Annotated in this window: 12 protein-coding genes and 4 pseudogenes; 6 read left to right on the forward strand and 10 right to left on the reverse strand. The window is 59.3% G+C overall.

Annotated elements, in window-relative coordinates; all coding sequences use genetic code 11:
• The first annotated feature begins 24 nt into the window (after positions 1-24).
• From nuoN to IBX54_RS01195, 3 genes are all read left to right on the forward strand, one after another.
• Positions 25-1,515, forward strand: a complete 1,491-nt coding sequence (gene nuoN, locus IBX54_RS01185) for an NADH-quinone oxidoreductase subunit NuoN (RefSeq protein WP_296540834.1) — start codon at positions 25-27, stop codon at positions 1,513-1,515.
• Positions 1,516-1,547: 32 nt separating this feature from the next.
• The gene (locus IBX54_RS01190; RefSeq protein ID WP_296540835.1) at positions 1,548-2,144 is read left to right on the forward strand and encodes an NUDIX hydrolase; all 597 of its coding nucleotides are present in this window, start codon (positions 1,548-1,550) and stop codon (positions 2,142-2,144) included.
• Positions 2,145-2,255: 111 nt separating this feature from the next.
• Positions 2,256-7,025, forward strand: a complete 4,770-nt coding sequence (locus IBX54_RS01195; RefSeq protein ID WP_296540836.1) for an NAD-glutamate dehydrogenase — start codon at positions 2,256-2,258, stop codon at positions 7,023-7,025.
• 5 nt (positions 7,026-7,030) lie between these two features.
• Here IBX54_RS01195 and IBX54_RS01200 read toward each other — a convergent pair whose 3' ends face one another.
• From IBX54_RS01200 to IBX54_RS15205, 6 genes and pseudogenes are all read right to left on the reverse strand, one after another.
• Positions 7,031-8,809, reverse strand: a complete 1,779-nt coding sequence (locus tag IBX54_RS01200; RefSeq protein ID WP_296540837.1) for an ABC transporter transmembrane domain-containing protein — start codon at positions 8,807-8,809, stop codon at positions 7,031-7,033.
• 34 nt (positions 8,810-8,843) lie between these two features.
• Complete coding sequence (locus tag IBX54_RS01205; protein WP_296540838.1) at positions 8,844-8,993, reverse strand: addiction module toxin, HicA family; 150 nt, start codon at positions 8,991-8,993, stop codon at positions 8,844-8,846.
• 25 nt (positions 8,994-9,018) lie between these two features.
• Positions 9,019-9,429, reverse strand: a pseudogene (locus IBX54_RS01210) (transposase); the annotation flags it as partial.
• Positions 9,430-9,458: 29 nt separating this feature from the next.
• A pseudogene (locus IBX54_RS01215) lies at positions 9,459-9,971 on the reverse strand (DNA polymerase V subunit UmuC); the annotation flags it as partial.
• Positions 9,972-10,034: 63 nt separating this feature from the next.
• A complete protein-coding gene (locus IBX54_RS15200; RefSeq protein ID WP_367141796.1) occupies positions 10,035-10,274 on the reverse strand; it encodes a LexA family protein in 240 nt (79 codons plus the stop codon).
• Positions 10,275-10,421 carry a hypothetical protein gene (locus IBX54_RS15205; RefSeq protein WP_367141795.1) on the reverse strand — a complete coding sequence of 49 codons (147 nt, stop codon included), beginning with the start codon at positions 10,419-10,421 and terminating at the stop codon, positions 10,275-10,277. It lies immediately after the preceding gene.
• Positions 10,422-10,456: 35 nt separating this feature from the next.
• On the opposite strand from IBX54_RS15205, the gene IBX54_RS01225 reads away from it, so the two are divergent.
• Positions 10,457-10,675 (forward strand): hypothetical protein, encoded by a 219-nt coding sequence (locus IBX54_RS01225; protein WP_296540839.1) that lies wholly within the window; start codon positions 10,457-10,459, stop codon positions 10,673-10,675.
• On the forward strand, positions 10,672-13,236 hold the full coding sequence (locus IBX54_RS01230; protein WP_296540840.1) for an ATP-binding protein: 2,565 nt from the start codon (positions 10,672-10,674) through the stop codon (positions 13,234-13,236). The genes IBX54_RS01225 and IBX54_RS01230 overlap by 4 nt, the downstream gene beginning before the upstream one ends.
• 71 nt (positions 13,237-13,307) lie before the next feature.
• On the opposite strand, the pseudogene istA reads toward IBX54_RS01230, so the two are convergent.
• The 4 genes and pseudogenes from istA to IBX54_RS01250 all read right to left on the reverse strand — a co-directional run.
• Positions 13,308-13,974: pseudogene (gene istA / locus IBX54_RS01235) on the reverse strand (IS21 family transposase); the annotation flags it as partial.
• An 805-nt stretch (positions 13,975-14,779) separates the two neighbouring features.
• Positions 14,780-15,319, reverse strand: coding sequence for a hypothetical protein (locus tag IBX54_RS01240; protein WP_296540841.1), 540 nt, complete (start codon positions 15,317-15,319; stop codon positions 14,780-14,782).
• An 18-nt stretch (positions 15,320-15,337) separates the two neighbouring features.
• Complete coding sequence (locus tag IBX54_RS01245; RefSeq protein WP_296540842.1) at positions 15,338-15,712, reverse strand: hypothetical protein; 375 nt, start codon at positions 15,710-15,712, stop codon at positions 15,338-15,340.
• A gap of 30 nt (positions 15,713-15,742) precedes the next feature.
• Positions 15,743-16,060, reverse strand: a complete 318-nt coding sequence (locus IBX54_RS01250) for a hypothetical protein (protein WP_296540843.1) — start codon at positions 16,058-16,060, stop codon at positions 15,743-15,745.
• A 244-nt stretch (positions 16,061-16,304) separates the two neighbouring features.
• Here IBX54_RS01250 and secA point away from each other — a divergent pair.
• A pseudogene (secA, locus tag IBX54_RS01255) lies at positions 16,305-16,871 on the forward strand (preprotein translocase subunit SecA); the annotation flags it as partial.

The following is a 16,871-nucleotide window of genomic DNA, read 5'->3' on the forward strand; positions in this document are numbered from 1 at the left end:
ACAACCTTGAGATAAGAGATACCTATGATTGACAAAATCAGTTTGATCGCGGTTTATCCAGAAATAATCCTGTTGGTCATGGCTTGCGTGATTCTTCTGTTTGACTTGAGCGTCAAAAGCCGCACGCGCACCGCCACCTACTTGCTGACCATGCTCACGCTTGCTGTGGTGGCTGCCCTGCAGGCCAGCTACGCCTCCGGTGGCCAAACCATCTATGCCTTTGGCAACATGGTGGTCAGCGATGTCATGGGCAACTGGCTCAAATGTTTTGCCGCGCTCGCGGTCATGGTTTCGCTGGTCTATGGTCGGCAGTACGCGGCCGAGCGCGACATGCTGCGCGGCGGAGAACTTTTCGTGCTGAGCCTGTTTTCCCTGCTGGGCATGTTCGTCATGATTTCCGGCAACAATTTCCTGGTGATCTATCTGGGGGTGGAGTTGTTGACGCTGTCGAGCTACGCGCTGGTGGCGCTCAGACGTGATCACACCTTGTCGATCGAAGCTGCCATGAAGTATTTTGTGCTTGGCGCGCTGGCTTCTGGCTTCCTGCTCTACGGCATGTCAATGCTGTACGGCGCCACCGGTACGCTCGATGTGCAGGAGGCATTCAAAGCCATCCATGCTGGCCAGATCAAGCATCAGGTGCTGGTGTTCGGCCTGGTGTTCATCGTTGCGGGCCTGGCCTTCAAGCTCGGCGTGGTGCCCTTTCACATGTGGATTCCCGATGTGTACCAGGGAGCACCCACCGCCATCACCATCATGATCGGTGGCGCGCCCAAATTGGCGGCCTTTGCCGTGGTGATCCGGCTTCTGGTCGAAGGCCTGATGCCGCTGGCGTCAGACTGGCAGCCCATGTTGATGCTGCTGGCCATCGGCTCCCTCGCCATCGGTAATCTGGCGGCTATCATGCAAACCAACCTCAAGCGCATGCTGGCTTTCTCAACCATTTCCCACATGGGGTTTGTGCTGATCGGCATGATGTCCGGTGCCGTGAGTGGACAGCCTGAAGCGGCTGCCAACGCCTACGGATCGGCCATGTTTTATGTGATCTCGTATGTGTTGACCACGCTGGTCAGTTTCGGCGTTATTCTGCTGTTGTCGCGCAATGGTTTTGAGAGCGAAGAAATTTCCGACTTCGCCGGTCTCAACCAGCGCAGTCCTTTCTATGCCGCCATCATGGCCGTCTGCCTGTTCTCACTGGCTGGCATCCCGCCCATGATCGGGTTTTATGCCAAGCTGGCGGTGCTGCAGGCCTTGGTGGCTTCGGGTGGCACGCTTCAGTTGGTGCTCGCCGTGTTTGCCGTCATGATGTCGCTGATTGGTGCGTTTTATTACTTGCGCGTGGTCAAGGTCATGTATTTTGATGCACCCTCCGACACAGCGGGTCAGATCACGTCGCCCTTTGAAGTGCGCGCCGTGTTGTCGCTCAACGGCGCCCTGCTGTTGGTTCTGGGTATCGTTCCCGGCGGTCTGATGACCCTGTGCGCCAACGCCGTTGTCCAAATGCTGACCACGTAATCCTGCGGTTTCTTGGGCCAATTTGACTGCGCATGGATAAGCCTCAGTTTGACCATTTGATCGAAAAGAAGCTCAGCAGCACCGAACTTTTCAAGGGCAAACTTCTTCACGTTTTTCGCGACCAGGTCAGTTTGTCTGATGGTGCCCAAGCCACGCGCGAGTATGTGGTGCACCCAGGCGCCGTCATGGTTGTGCCGTTGCTCGAAGATGCCACAGGCGCCGTGCAGGTTGTGCTGGAGCGCCAGTTCCGTTATCCGGTGGGCCGGGTCATGATCGAGTTTCCCGCTGGCAAGCTCGATGCCGGTGAAGACTGCTTCCAGTGTGCGCAGCGTGAACTGCGTGAGGAAACCGGCTACAGCGCCAGCCAGTGGGCCCATGCTGGCGTGTTGCACCCGGTCATTGCGTATTCCACCGAGTTCATCGACATCTGGTTTGCGCGTGGCTTGCGCGCCGGGCAACGGCAGCTCGATGAAGGTGAGTTTCTGGACGTGTTCACGGCCACTCCTGCGCAGTTGCTCGATTGGTGCCGCCACGGACAGGTCACCGATGGCAAGACGCTCACAGCCGCTTTGTGGCTGCAAAACGTGAGCTCTGGTGCCTGGACGCTCGACTGGCAAAACACGCCCTGATTTACTCATGTGTTTTTTGCATACCAAGATGATTTGATACGCCGCCAGCCGCTGCTAACGGGCTACAGTTCCTAAAATATCAGCTATTCAAAGCATTATCTGGAGAACTGCATGACCCATGCGAACCCTGCTGACCTGCGTACCTATACCCTGGAGAACGCCGGTGCAGCTGCGCCCGTGCTGGCCGACTTCGTGGCGGCCTATTTTGACAACACCGACCCCGACGAATTGCAGCAGCGTGGCGCAGCAACGCTGCTGGCCCTGGCCTCTGCGCACTGGCGTTTGCTGGGTGCTGCTCCTGACGCAGCAGGCCAGCGCATTCGCGTCTTCAATCCCGCGCTTGCTGAAGACGGCTTTGACAGTGATCACACGCTCATTCAACTGGTGCACGATGACATGCCTTTCCTGGTGGACTCGGTCACCATGGCCATCAACCGCAGCGGCCGCATGGTGCACTGGGTCGTGCACCCGCTGCTGGCGCTCGAGCGCGATGCCAACGGCAAGGTCAAACATGCCAGGCTGGCCCGGCAGAACGCAGACCATAGCGCTCAAATTTCTTCGCTGATTCTGCTCGAATGCGACCGCATTTTGCTGGAGTCTGACCGCCAGCAGCTCGCCGCCGAGCTGTCGCAGGTGTTGCATGATGTGCGCGCCGCGGTGAGCGACTGGGCTCCCATGCTCAAGCATCTGCAATCCGTCAGGGAAGACTCTGCGCGCTCGCCCCTGTCGGCCAAGGGGCAACAGGAAGGCGTTGAATTCCTGCACTGGCTCGAAGCGCAGCACTTCACTTTTTTGGGCGCGCGCGACTACCAATTGGTGCGCGACGAGGCGGGCGTCAAATTGGTGGCTGTGGCCGAATCGGGGCTGGGTATTTTGCGCGGTGAACCCAAAACGCCCGAGAGTCGCCTGCCTGCTGATGCCATTGAATTTCTGGATTCAGACCAGCTGGTGCTGGTCACCAAGGCCATGACGCGGGCCACCGTGCATCGTCTGGCCTGGCTCGATTGCCTGACGGTCAAACGCTATGATGCCGCTGGCAAAGTCATTGGCGAAGCCCGCTTTCTGGGGCTTTACACCTCCAAGGCCTACGCTGCTGCGGTTACGGACATTCCCCAAATCCGGCGCCGCGCCGCCGATGTCATGGCTGCCGTGGGCGTGCTGCCCGAGAGCCATGCCGCCAAGTCCTTGCAGACGATTCTTGATGATTACCCGCGCGACGAACTGTTTCAGGTCGATACCGTTACGCTAACCGACCACGCAGTGGGTATTTTGCGTTTGCAAGAGCGCCAGCGCGTGCGCGTCTTCCTGCGCCGCGATCCTTTTGGCCGCTTCACCTCGGCACAGGTGTTCGTGCCCCGCGACCGTTACAACACCGAGCTGCGCTCCAAAATTGGTGACGAACTCTGCCGCTCGCTGAACGGTCAGTCCATCGAGTACACGCCGACGCTGACCAACAGCCCGCTGGCGCGCATCCATTACTTCATTCGTGCTGACCAGCAGGAGCCCGCAGCGGTCGATGTGTCGGCGCTCGAAGCACGCATCACCCGTCTTTGCCAACGCTGGGAAGACGATTGCAGGCAAGCCTTGCTGCACATTCATGGTGAGAGCCATGGCCTGGCTTTGGCCGAGCGTTTTGCCGACAGCTTTCCCACCGCTTACCAGGAAGATTTTTCCGGCCGCAGGGCCGCCGACGATGTAAAGGTGCTCGACAGCCTGTCGCAGCAGCAGGCGATGGCGGTGCGTTTGTACCGGCCGCTCGACAGCGCGCCCGGCATGGTGCGCTTCAAGATTTTCAGCCTGAGCAAGGTGGCGCTGTCGGATTCGCTGCCGGTACTCGAGCGCATGGGCGCGCGCGTGCTCGACGAGCACCCCTACCGCCTGGAGGGCGTGAAGCCCGATACCGATGGCATCCAATACTGGATTCACGACCTGGGACTGCAACTGCCGCCAGAGGCCGACTTTGCCGTGATCCGCGAGCGCTTCGAAGCCCTGTTCGTGCGCGTTTGGTGCAAAGTTCTCGACAGCGACGATCTCAACAAGCTGGTGCTGGCAACCACGCTCGATGCGCGAGCCATTGCGGTGTTGCGCGCCTACACCCGATATTTCAAGCAGCTTGATTTTCCGTACGGCCAGAGTTACCTGGAAGCCACGCTGTACAAAAATGCCGGGCTGGCGCAAGCCCTGTACCGACTCTTTGAAGCACGCTTCGACCCGGCTCTGGAGGCCGACCGGGCCACGCTGCAAGCCAGTATCAATGAAGACATCATTGCCCAATTGGGCGGGGTGGCCAGCCTGGACGAAGACCGCATCCTGCGCCAGTACCACCAGACTATTCTGGCCACGCAGCGAACCAACGTGTGGCAGACCACAGCCGAGCGGGCGCACAAGCCCTACATGAGCTTTAAATTCCAGTCGCACGATGTGCCTGGCATGCCCGAGCCCAAGCCAATGTTCGAGATATGGGTCTATTCACCGCGCGTTGAAGCCATCCATCTGCGCATGAACAAGGTGGCCCGCGGCGGACTGCGCTGGTCTGATCGTCCGGAAGATTTCCGCACCGAAATTCTGGGCCTGGTGAAAGCCCAGCAGGTCAAAAACACCGTGATCGTACCGGTCGGCTCCAAAGGCGGTTTCATTCTGAAAACCCCGCCAGCACAGAGCGATCGCGAAGCGTTCCGGGCCGAGGGCATTGCTTGCTACAAGCAAATGTTGTCGGGCATGCTCGATCTGACCGACAACCTGGTCAAGGGCCAGGTGGTGGCGCCCGCGAACGTGGTGCGTCACGACGCGCCAGACCCCTATCTGGTGGTGGCTGCCGACAAGGGCACGGCCAGCTTTTCCGACACGGCCAACAGCGTCTCGGCAGACTACGGTTTCTGGTTAGGCGACGCGTTTGCCTCGGGCGGCTCGGTGGGCTACGACCACAAAGAAATGGGCATCACCGCGCGCGGCGCCTGGGAGTCGGCCAAGCGCCATTTCAGGGCCTTGTCGCACGACATCCAGACAACACCCTTCACTGTGGTCGGCATTGGCGACATGTCGGGTGACGTGTTTGGCAACGGCATGCTGCTGTCCACGCAAATCAAGCTGGTGGCCGCGTTTGATCACCGGCACATCTTCATCGACCCCGCGCCAGACGTGGCACGCAGCTTTGCCGAGCGCCAGCGCCTGTTCCATTTGCCGCGCTCGAGCTGGGACGACTATGACCGCAGCGCCATGTCGGAGGGTGGCGGTATCTACCCGCGCACGGCCAAGTCGATCACGTTGTCAGCGGCGGCGCGCGAGGTGCTGGGCATCGAGGCGCAGACGCTGGCGCCCAACGAGCTGATCCATGCGCTGCTGCAGGCCCCGACAGACATGCTCTACAACGGTGGCATTGGCACCTACGTCAAGTCCTCGCAAGAGAGCCATGCGCAAGTGGGCGACAAGGCCAGCGACGCGTTCCGGGTCAACGGCGGGCAACTGCGCTGCAAGGTGTTGGTGGAGGGCGGCAACCTGGGTTGCACCCAGCTCGGCCGCATCGAGTTTGCCCAGACCGGCGGCCTGATCTACACCGACGCCATTGACAACTCGGCCGGCGTCGATTGCTCTGACCACGAGGTCAACATCAAGATTTTGCTCGACCGGGTGGTGGAGGCAGGCGACCTCACGCTCAAGCAGCGCAACGACCTGCTGGCCTCGATGACCGACGAAGTTGCCCAGCTGGTGCTGGCCGACAACTACTACCAGACCCAGGCGCTCGACGTGGCCTGCCACCGGCCACTGTATGTGCTGGGCGGTCAACAGCGCCTGATCCAGTGGCTGGAAGGGGCCGGGCGGCTGAACCGTGCCATCGAGTTCTTGCCGAGCGACGATGAAATCGTGCGCCGCCGCTCGCTCAACCAGGGCTTGACGGCACCCGAAGGCGCGGTGCTGCTGGCCTACGCCAAGATGTCGGTGTTTGACGACCTGCTGGCCAGCAATTTGCCGGACGACCCCTATTTCTCCCGGGTCCTGAAAGCTTATTTTCCGAAAGCCTTGAGCGAAAAGTTTGCCACGGCCATCGACCAGCACCCGCTCAAGCGCGAAATCATCGCCACCTATGTTGCCAACACCGTGGTCAACCGCAGTGGCGCCACCTTTGTCAACTTTCTGGCCACTGAAGCCGCAGCGAGCACGGCCGATGTGGTGCGCGCCTACACGCTGGCGCTGGAAATTCTTGACCTGGAACCCTTGTGGGCCCAGATCGACGCGCTCGACGGTGTCGTGGCCAGCAGCTTGCAGCTTGACCTGCTGAGCAAACTCATTGCCATTGCGCAACGTGCCTCGCGCTGGATGCTGCGCGCACGCAACAAGTCGTCTGATTTGCCGACCCTGATTGCGCGTTACCAGCCCGGAGCCCGTGAATTGCACGCCCATCTGGACGCCTGGTTGCCCACCGGTGCCCTGGCAGGCCTGGAACAGGGCACGCAAAAACTGGAGCAGGCGGGTGTGGCCCCGGAATTGGCACGCAAGCTCAGTGCGCTCGAATTCGTCTTCCCGGCGCTCGACCTCGTGGACCTGACCGAGCAGGCAAACACCACGCTGGCCCAGGCTGCCCAAACCTATTTTGGGATTGACAGCAGGCTGGGCCTGAGCGCCTGGCGGGCCCAGATCAACCGCCTGCCCACCGACAGCCTGTGGCAAACGCAGGCCCGCGGCAGTGCGCGCGAAGACGTGTATGCCATTGCCAACCAGATCAGCCTAAGCGTGCTGCAGCGTTATGACGATGTGCAGAGCTGGGCCGCGGCCAATGCCGCCAGCATCGAGCGCCTGTGCAAACTGCTGCAAACCATCAGCACCCAGGGCGCAGACCTGGCACCGGTGTCGGTGGCACTGCGTGAGCTGCGCCACTTGGCCTGAGGCCGCTAATTGCCATTGAACTGCAGCGCCGCCAGCCCGGCATAAAGGCCGCCGGCGGCCAGCAGCTCGGCGTGGGTGCCTTGTTCTACCACCCGGCCCTGGTCCAGTACCACAATGCGGTCGGCTTTGATCACAGTGGCCAGGCGGTGCGCAATCACCAGCGTGGTGCGCCCGCGCATGGCTGACTCCAGCGCGGCCTGCACCATGCGCTCGCTTTCGGCGTCTAGCGCACTGGTGGCCTCGTCGAGCAGCAACAGCGGCGGGTTCTTCAGCATGGCGCGGGCAATCGCAATGCGCTGACGCTGGCCGCCGCTCAGGCGCACACCACGCTCGCCTAAAAAGGTAGCAAAACCCTGGGGTAGGGCACTGATGAACTCTTCGGCAAAAGCCGCCTGTGCCGCAGCGCGCACCTCGGCGTCGCTGGCGTCGGGCCTGCCGTAGCGAATATTCTCCAGCGCGCTGCTGGAAAAAATCACCGCGTCCTGCGGCACGATGCCAATGCCATGACGCAGGTCGGTCAGCGCCAGCTCACGCGTTGGCACACCGTCCTTGAGCACCCGCCCCGCGGCGGGGTCGTAAAAACGCAGCAACAGCTGAAACACCGTGCTCTTGCCAGCTCCGCTGGGCCCCACCAGCGCCACGGTCTGACCGGGGGCAATGTCCAAGGAAAAATCAGTCAATGCCGCCTGCCCGGGTCGCGAAGGGTAATGAAACGTGACATGCTCAAACTGCACTTTGCTGCCCGGCACCGGCACCGGGGCTGCAGTGGGATGCGGTGGCGACATCACCGAAGACTGGCTTGCCAGCAATTCCATCAGCCGTTCGGTGGCTCCGGCAGCGCGCAACAGGTCGCCATAGACCTCGCCCAAAATGGCAAAAGCACTGGCCAGAATGATCACGTACAGCACCGTTTGCCCCAAGTGCCCGGCACTGATGCGCCCGGCCATCACCGCCTGCGTGCCTTGGTACAGGCCCCACAGCAGCGCCGCCGATGTGGCGATGATGATGAAGGCCACCAGCACCGAGCGTGCCTTTGATCGGCGCACCGCCACCTCAAACGCGTTGTCGGTGGCCTGGTTAAAACGCGCTGCTTCACGCCCTTCAGCGGTGTAACTTTGCACCACGGGGATGGCATTGAGCACCTCGGCTGCAATGGCGCTGGCATCGGCGGCGCGGTCCTGGCTGGCGCGTGAGAGCTTGCGCACCCGCCGACCAAACCAGGCTGCGGGCAGCACAATCAGCACCAGTACACCGAGCACCTGCACCATCACCATCGGGTTGGTCCAGACCAGCACCGCCAGAGCACCAATGCCCATCACCAGATTGCGCAGCCCCATGCTCAGCGACGAGCCCACCACCGTTTGCACCAGCGTGGTGTCGGCCGACAGGCGTGACAGCACCTCGCCGGTCTGTGTGGTCTCAAAAAACGCCGGGCTTTGCTGCAGCACGTGGCTATACACAGCATTGCGCACATCGGCGGTAATGCGCTCGCCCAGCCAGCTCACCATGTAAAAGCGTGCCGCTGAAAACACACCCAAAGCCACCGCCACGGCAAACAGCGCCACAAAATGCTCGCGCAAGGCCATCACCTGCGCGCCCCGGTCGGTCTGCACCAGGCCACCGTCGATCAGGTTGCGCAAGGCCAGCGGAAAAGCCAGCGTGGCCACGGCGGCCAGCACCAAAAACAGCAGCGCCAGGCCGATGCGGCCGCGGTAGGGCCGCAAGAAGGGCAACAGGCCGGAGAGCGATTTGGGGTTGCCGGGTTGGGGGGAGGGGGTGGTCATGACTCAGAACAAAATGGTGGGCTTGCGTACGGCCTCACAGGCCCGCTTGTTTGAGGATGCTGCGCGCCGTGGGCAGCGACATGCCTTTCTCTGGGGGTGGCACCGTCAGATGCGCCAAAAACCAGCCATCGGCCTTGATCTTTTTGACGATGTCAGCGCTTTTTATGCGTGTAAGTTTACACATCAATACAGTAGTGTCCCAACGTTCTTCAAAGGAGAGCGAGCTGATTTGGCTCGAAATCTGGGTCTGAATTTATTTTGGGTGGCGTAAGTAGTTGATTTATTGGGATAGTTTCAAACATGGACAAGCTCAGGATTTGTAGGATTTGATACAGGCTGTGATGATCAAGATGCAGACGTTTCTTTGCGATGGCAATCAGCAAGTAGGTCGATATGGCAATCCATATCTGCGTCTTGACGGCGTTCTCGCTGGTGCCAAAAAACACCTTGATGCGCAAATGCTGCTTGATCCATTTGAAGAACAACGCCACCTGCCAGCGTTGCCGGTACAGGTCGGCGACCAGTTCCGGCTTCAAAGCAAAGTTGTTGGTCAGAAACACCAGGCGCTTGCCGGCATCGTCCTTGACCACCACGCGACGCAAGGTCGTGGGGTAGTCCTTGCTCGAAAGATAAGTCGTCAGAATACCGCCAGGTTGCAGACTTGCGCCAGGTGCTCAGGATAGCTGCCGGGTTTACGTTCGGCCGTCTTGGCGATGTGATTGGCCAGCTTGGCCAGGGTCTTGGTGGCGCCGATACCGATACCGCACGGGATGCCGACCCATTGCAGGATGCGAGAGCGAATCTTGTGACTGCGCTCCACCAAGTCACCCCGCACGCCGGTCAGGTCGATAAAGGACTCGTCGATGGAGTAAATCTCCTGCCTTGGGCCAAGACCCGCTGCCAAGCTCATCATGCGGTCACTCAGATCGCCGTACAAGGCAAAGTTGGCTGACAAGGCTACCAGGCCCTCGGATTCAGCCAGATGCTTGATCTGGAGCCAGGGCGCACCCATCTTGATGCCCAGTGCCTTGGCTTCGTTACTGCGGGCTATCGCGCAGCCATCGTTGTTACTGGGCACGACCACTGGACAAGCGTTGAGGCTGGGCCGGAAGACCCGCTCGCAGCTCACATAGAAGTTGTTCCCGTCAACTAATGCGTACACGCCAGCACCTCAAACGGGAAACTGCTTGATGCTGCTGGTCACAACGCCCCAGATTTCAATGGTCTAGCCGTCTGTGGGGACAATGTCGGGGAAAGTCGGATTGGCCGCCTTGAGCTTGATGCGGCCCTGGCGCTGATAGAGTTGCTTCACTGTGAAGTCGCCATCGACCACGGCGACGACGATGTGGTTATTGCGCGGCTTGATGGCCCGGTCCACCACCAGGATCTCATTGTCAAAGATGCCCGCTTCGACCATGGAATGCCCGCTGGCGCGCAGGAAGTAAGTGGCTTGTGGATGGGTGATCTACACCTGCGTCAGGTCGATGCGCTTGGCACCGAGGTCTTCAGCCGGGGATGGGAAGCCAGCACACACGCGGTTTCGGATGAGCAAGGCCAGCAATGGTGCTTCCGAAACGGAGACGGGTTGACTGGCTGAAACAATACTGTTCATTTGACCAGTATATTGCAGGATGCCAAAATCCGGGCATGAGCACGCCCCGACCCTACCTTAGCGAAACAAAAGCCCCGGCCCGTGCCGAGGTCGATGCCCTTGTGGGCCTGACCTTGCTCGAATTCGGCACAATTGGCATCGAGTTGGGAATTCCTTTTGAAGTGACCGGCAATTACAATGAATTAGCCGTAGTAGCAAAAAAAACCAGCTGGCCTTCTTGGGCGGCATGTGCTCTTCAAAAAATCATTTTGTGAATCCCCAACCCTCCCCGACAGATCAGGTTTTGCGTCCAAAGGTAATCGGTCCACATGCACTGGCCCAATACTACCGCCGGGCCATCATACTTTGGTCGGTGATTTTTTTCATGCTTGTTGGAGGCATTTTCTGGAGTGGTTGGCAGCGTCAGTTCGCCATTGAGGTGAACCTGATCAAACAGCGGGTGCAGGAAAGCGCAGTAAACCTCAAGACCATCATCAAGGCTGCCTCGGATGAAATAACGCAACTTAGCAGTTGGGCCAACAATTTCCCCAAGAATGAGCCCGGATCAAGCGCCAATCTGGTTCAAAAGTCACTTGGCAGTGGCCAGCTCGCAGCCGTCGCGGGTGAGTTCAGCCTTGAAGAGCGGGCCGCGTGGCCGCCGGCGCAGCGCGTGGGGCAGATGTTGGCCCTTAGTGGGGCGAAACAGCCACGCGCGGGTGGCGCACCTTCCAATCATGATTTAGGTGTTGCCATATTGGATCGCTTGGGAGATGGCTTGCGAACATCAGATTTTCTGCGCTGGACCTATTTCAATGCGGCCTCCAAAGATTTGCTGGTGGTCGCGCCCTGGGCTCCCAAGAAGGATTTTTTGGCAGACGAACACTCCATTGCAAGCTTTCTGGCACATGCCTGGACATATGAAGTGGCCACAGCCGGTTCACCAGAGAACAATCCAGGGCGGCAACCTTATTGGACCAAGGCCTACCTGGATCAGGTTGGGGCTGGTCTGATGGTGTCGCACGGCGCACCCGTGTATTGGGGCGACGAATTCGTGGGCGTGGTGGCCACTGATCTGCAGCTTGATTTTCTGAACGCGTTTTTACGTCACTTTCCTGACCCTGATGGCATGTTGGTCATTGCCAATGCGCAAGGCCAAATCCTGGGTGACCGTTCCGAAAAAACAGCAGTCGGCCCTGACGGAATCAAGCGCATAGACAGCGTGCTGTCGCCGGACTGGCATGGCGCGGTTGGGAAGTCCCAATTGCAAGGCGTGCGCAAGGGTGATGACCTGTTGTTTACTTCCAGCCTTGGTGCCCCTGGCTGGACGCTTGTGTTCAAACTGCCGCAAGCCACCGTGAACGCACGTGTTGCCAAAGCTTATACAAACAAGTTTTACCTTCTGCTGGTGCTAGTGCTCAGCGCCTTTGTGATCCAGTATGTACTGTGGCGCATGTATGTGTCGCCCGCTTTGTTGATCGCTGATTTTGTGACACGCGGGGCCACCGACACTGAGCAGCCAGTCATGCCCGACATTCCCGGCATTTGGCGACCCTGGTTTGCCGCCATCTCACGTACCTTTGGAGAACGACAGCATTATCTGACCCAACTGCAGTCAAGTCATGAGCTACTTGAACAGCGCGTGCAAGAGCGAACCCAAGAGTTGTTACAGGCAAACCAAGAGCTGCGCGATAAACGCGCCGAGGCAGAACAAGCCAATCTGGACAAGTCCCGATTTTTGGCTGCGGCCAGCCACGACCTGCGCCAACCGGCCCACGCCTTGGGTATGTTCATTGATCGACTCGATCTGTTTTCAAGCGACCCGCAATCTAAAGGACTGGTGGTCAGTGCGAAAGCTGCAGTGCGCGAAATGCAGGACATGCTGGATGACATGTTCGACCTTTCCCGCCTTGATGTCGAATCAACCCAAATCCAAATCCAGTCCTTTCCCATCAGCACCCTGTTTGATGCCTTGCAACACGGTCTTGCGAACGAGGCGAATGCGAAAGGCTTGCGTTTGCGTGTTCGACCCTCTGCAGTCTGGCTAAAGACGGACCCCACTCTGCTGCGTCGGATCCTGCTTAATCTCGTCAACAATTCAATCCGGTATACCCGTGCCGGAAGCATCCTGGTGGCTTGTCGACCAACCCTTTCTGGCACCCACGCGCGCATCGAGGTGTGGGACAGTGGTATTGGCATCGCGCCCGAAGATCAGCAGAAGGTGTTTCAGGAGTTCTATCAAGTCGCCAATCCGCAACGTGATCGTCGATTGGGTTTGGGCGTTGGCTTGAGCATCGTGGAACGCTGCTGTCGGCTTCTGGGCCTTCCCATTTCGCTTCGCTCCGCATTGGGTGCGGGGACGCGCGTGACCATCACGGTGCCACTTAGCAAGTCCAATCTTGAGATGCGCGACGAAAACGACCTGCTGTCGTCCGTCCCCAATGAAACAACAGGTCGCCATGTGCTGCTGATTGAGGATGATGCGATGGGACGAGAGGCTTTGGCAGGCATGCTGACCGCATGGGGATATTCTGTCATCGCAGCCGAAGGCGCCAAAATGGCTGCGGATGGCTTGCAGAAGGACCAACCTCCCGACATCATCATCAGTGACTTACGCTTGGGCGATGGCGTCAACGGCATCGAAGCTGTGCGCAGGCTGCAAATTCTGGCGGGCCAGAAAATCCCGGCTTGCGTAATCAGCGGGGACACTGATGCTCGGGCCAGGCAGGAGGTCGAAGCGGCTGGTTTGATACTGTTGAGCAAGCCGGTACGGCCTGCCAAACTTCGGTCCGTCTTGAGACACATGACTGATCTTGCCCCCGAAAAACGGACTCCATAGTTGATGGTTAAATTCAGACATTGGAGATTACGAAATGAGCAAAAGGAAAGATGGACAAGCACGTGGGCAATACCGCGGGCCGGTGCCACAGGTCGTGGCTCGAAGTGGTAATGCCCCGCGAGTGCCAGCAAGGCGGGGTTGAAGCGGATGGCCAGCGAGCACAGCGCTCTTCAAGTTATCGTACAAAACGACCCTGCAAGCCGAGCCCCATGACTCAAAGGCCTGAACATGGCCGCGCAGGAAGTTCTCCATGTGCGCGCCCAGGAAGAAACGCAGGAAGATGCGTCTGGACCAGGACAGAACCATCACAAAGGCCAATGGCCGTTTAGCTTGACCGATTTGGATATGACCAAAGTGACCCCAGTCGCATTGGCATTGTTCACCGGGCAAGGTGCGCAGGCGCAAGTAGGCCTCGGCTGGCGGGCACGGGCGGTGCCTGGCGATGATGTGGCGGAAGTGGTCGGGGCGACCGCCATAGCCCCGCTGTGCGACCATGGCGTACAGACGGCTGGCAGTGAGATTGGGGAACTGCTTTAAGGTCTGCTCGATAAAGGGCATGTAGGGGGTCACGCCCGAGGCTCGTTGTGCCGGCACGTTTGGGGTTACGCCGGCTTGGGTCAGCACGCGCATGACGGTCTCGCGGTGTACGCCCAACTGGGACGAGATGGTTCCCACCGGCCAGTGCTCGGCGTGGTGGTAGCGCAGGATTTGCGCTGTGAGTTCAGGGGTAATGCTCATGTGAATCGGTACGCCATGCTGGTTGGCTCAAGGGGTGACGAAAACGACAGCGCAGGAAGTCCTGACGTACAAAAACGGATACCGCACGGCCACAAAAGTGGCACTTGCAGTTCTGATTTACGCCGACTTGCGAGGCTGTTGCTTGGTCGGTTGGGAGTACATCAAAAATGGGCGGTGGTGGGCTACCCTGATGCGTCACTATTTGTTGACGCGAGCGCCATTGCCTCTGGCGGTTGGCGTGCGCGTGACGGCCCTTGCGGCTGTCCTGATAGCGCTTGGCGGCTGCGCGCTGGGCGCACCTTCGGGCTTGGTGCGAACAAGCGGCGCTGCAATAGCGTTGACCACGGTCACAGTGGCTGCAAATGATGACGGCGCTGCGGCAGCGAGCGCAAAGAAAGAGTCTCGGCGGTGGTTGATCGGTTTGCATGGGCAGTCCAGCCCATGCGTGAAATCAGTGTCTGGACAGCCACCCACGCTTCGTGAAATACTACGCACGCAACGTTGCTCTCCAGTAGGGCCTCGGGGCGCGGCAGTGTGTGGACCTGCAAGTTACTGGCACTGTCGCGCCTGCTTCTGACACAGGCAAAGCGATTTGTAACGCAAAAGACCGGCGCCGCGCCATGCCACAGCCTTGGCTCACTGCCGCTATCCCAATCCAAAGCAGCTTCGAAAAGGACACCTCCGTGACCAACGCAGCGGGCCCCTCAATTCAATTCAAAGGAAGTTCAAAGAAGCCGGCGAACTCAGCGGGTGAGCACGACCGGAAGGTTCTCGACACCAGATTTACGCGGAAACCGACAGCCGTTCACACCTTTTCGAGCAAAACGGTGGTCTGCTCAAAAAAAGTCTGACACCGGTACTGAAGGTTCAGTAGTTCGGCGGCCAGGTCTTCCATGCCGATTTCGGCCACCTGCTCTTCACCCAGTTCGGGCAGCACGTTGCCGATGTAGTCGGAAAACACGCGGTTGGGTGAAATGATGAAAATGTCGTCCGAGCTCAAGCTGTCTTTGAAACGGTACAGCAGGTAGGCAATGCGGTGCAGCGCGATCGAGGTTTTGCCCGAGCCGGCCACGCCCTGGATGATGAGCGCGTGCGCGTCGTCGTTGCGGATGATGGCATTTTGGTCACGCTGAATGGTGGCCACGATGTTTTTCATGCTCTCGTCGTTACTGGCGCGGCTGAGTTCATCTTGCAGCACGTCATCGACGATGTTGACACCGGTCTCGAGCACAAACTCCAGCGCGCCATCGCGAACCCGCATCTGGCGCTTGCGCGAGAGCTGCCCGGCGATTTCGTCCACCGGAGCCAGGTAATTTGCCGGGCCGGGTTCAAAGTCGTAAAACATCGACGAAATGGGTGCGCGTCAGTCGTAAATCAGCGTCTCGTGCGCCGCATCGTCGCGAAAGTGATGCACCCCGACGTAAACGGGCAGGGCTTGCGGATCGCCCAACCGATGGAAGTCAAAGCGGCCAAAGTAGGGCGAGCGCATCAGTTTGGCCAGTTTTTGCTGCTGTGTCTTGAGCGCCTCGGCGCAATCCATGTCTTGCTCGATGGTCTGGCACACCGCAATTTTTTCGATGTGATCCATGTCGCGTCGCGCGTCCCACATGTAGGCTTTGCGCGTCTGGATTTCTCTGGCGTATTCGTCCACCCGCGCGTCAATCAAGGTCATGGCAGCACGGATGCTGGCCTGGCAACTTTGCAGGCCGGCGGTTTCTTCAAGTTCGGCTGGAGTCATGTTTGATTTTATGTGTCGGGAGAGCCGCAACTATCTGCCCGGACGGCTGGAACCGCTGATTTTGAGCCGGATGCTTTTTACGTCGAGCCCTTTGACGCGCAACTGCGCCTCGAAAGCCGGCACCAGCTGGCGCAGTTTGGCGGCCGTGGTGGTGTTGCTCAAGAGCAGGCACCAGACTCCCTCGGTGAGCGGGCCGGCAATTACATTGGCCCGCAGTGTGTCAGGGATGAGTGGGGCAATGGCGTCCAGGCGCGCCTTCGATTCTTGATTCAGCGCCATCAGCTTGGCCAGGCTGGCGTTGTTCTGGCTGGCTTGCAGCAAGGTCATGGCGGGCTGGTGGCGGTTCATTTTTTGAGCTGATCAGGGTGGCAGAGGATTATCACGGATGCCCGGTCACCCTCACAGGCGGTGTTTGTCCGGGCAGCTGGCGCGGGCTTGGCGGTGCGGCCCGGCGCGCAGGTAAAATTGGTGCAGTTTGTAGCGTTTGACGGCGATCGACGGTTGTTGCGCTATTCCCATTTCAGTCTGTTCGTAAAAAAGGATGGCGTCGCAGGGCTAACCCCACTGGGTCAGCGCTGCACGCCCCGTATTCATGGCCATCAACTTCCTCACCAAAATTTTCGGCAGTCGCAATGACCGCCTGATCAAAAAATACCGCAACACCGTGGCCAAGATCAATGCCATGGAAGCCGACCTCGAAAAGCTCTCCGAGGACGAGTTGCGCGCCAAGACCGAGGCCTTCAAGGACCGTCTGGCCAAGGGTGAAACGCTTGATGCCTTGCTGCCCGAAGCCTTTGCCGTGGTGCGCGAGGGCTCCAAGCGCATCATGAAACTGCGTCCGTTTGACGTGCAATTGCTCGGCGGCATGTCGCTGCACAACGGCAAGATTTCCGAAATGGGCACCGGCGAAGGCAAAACCCTGACCGCCACCTTGCCCGTGTATTTGAACGCCCTGAGTGGCAATGGCGTGCATGTGGTCACGGTCAACGACTACCTGGCCAATCGCGATGCCCAGTGGATGGGCCGCTTGTACAACTATTTGGGCTTGTCGGTGGGCATCAACCTGCCCAACATGTCGCGCGAAGAAAAGCAGGCCGCCTACCGCGCCGACATCACCTACGGCACCAACAACGAATACGGCTTTGACTACCTGCGCGAC

Origin of the sequence: Rhodoferax sp. (genome assembly GCF_014859475.1) — a bacterium.
Classification (GTDB): Bacteria; Pseudomonadota; Gammaproteobacteria; order Burkholderiales; family Burkholderiaceae_C; genus Rhodoferax.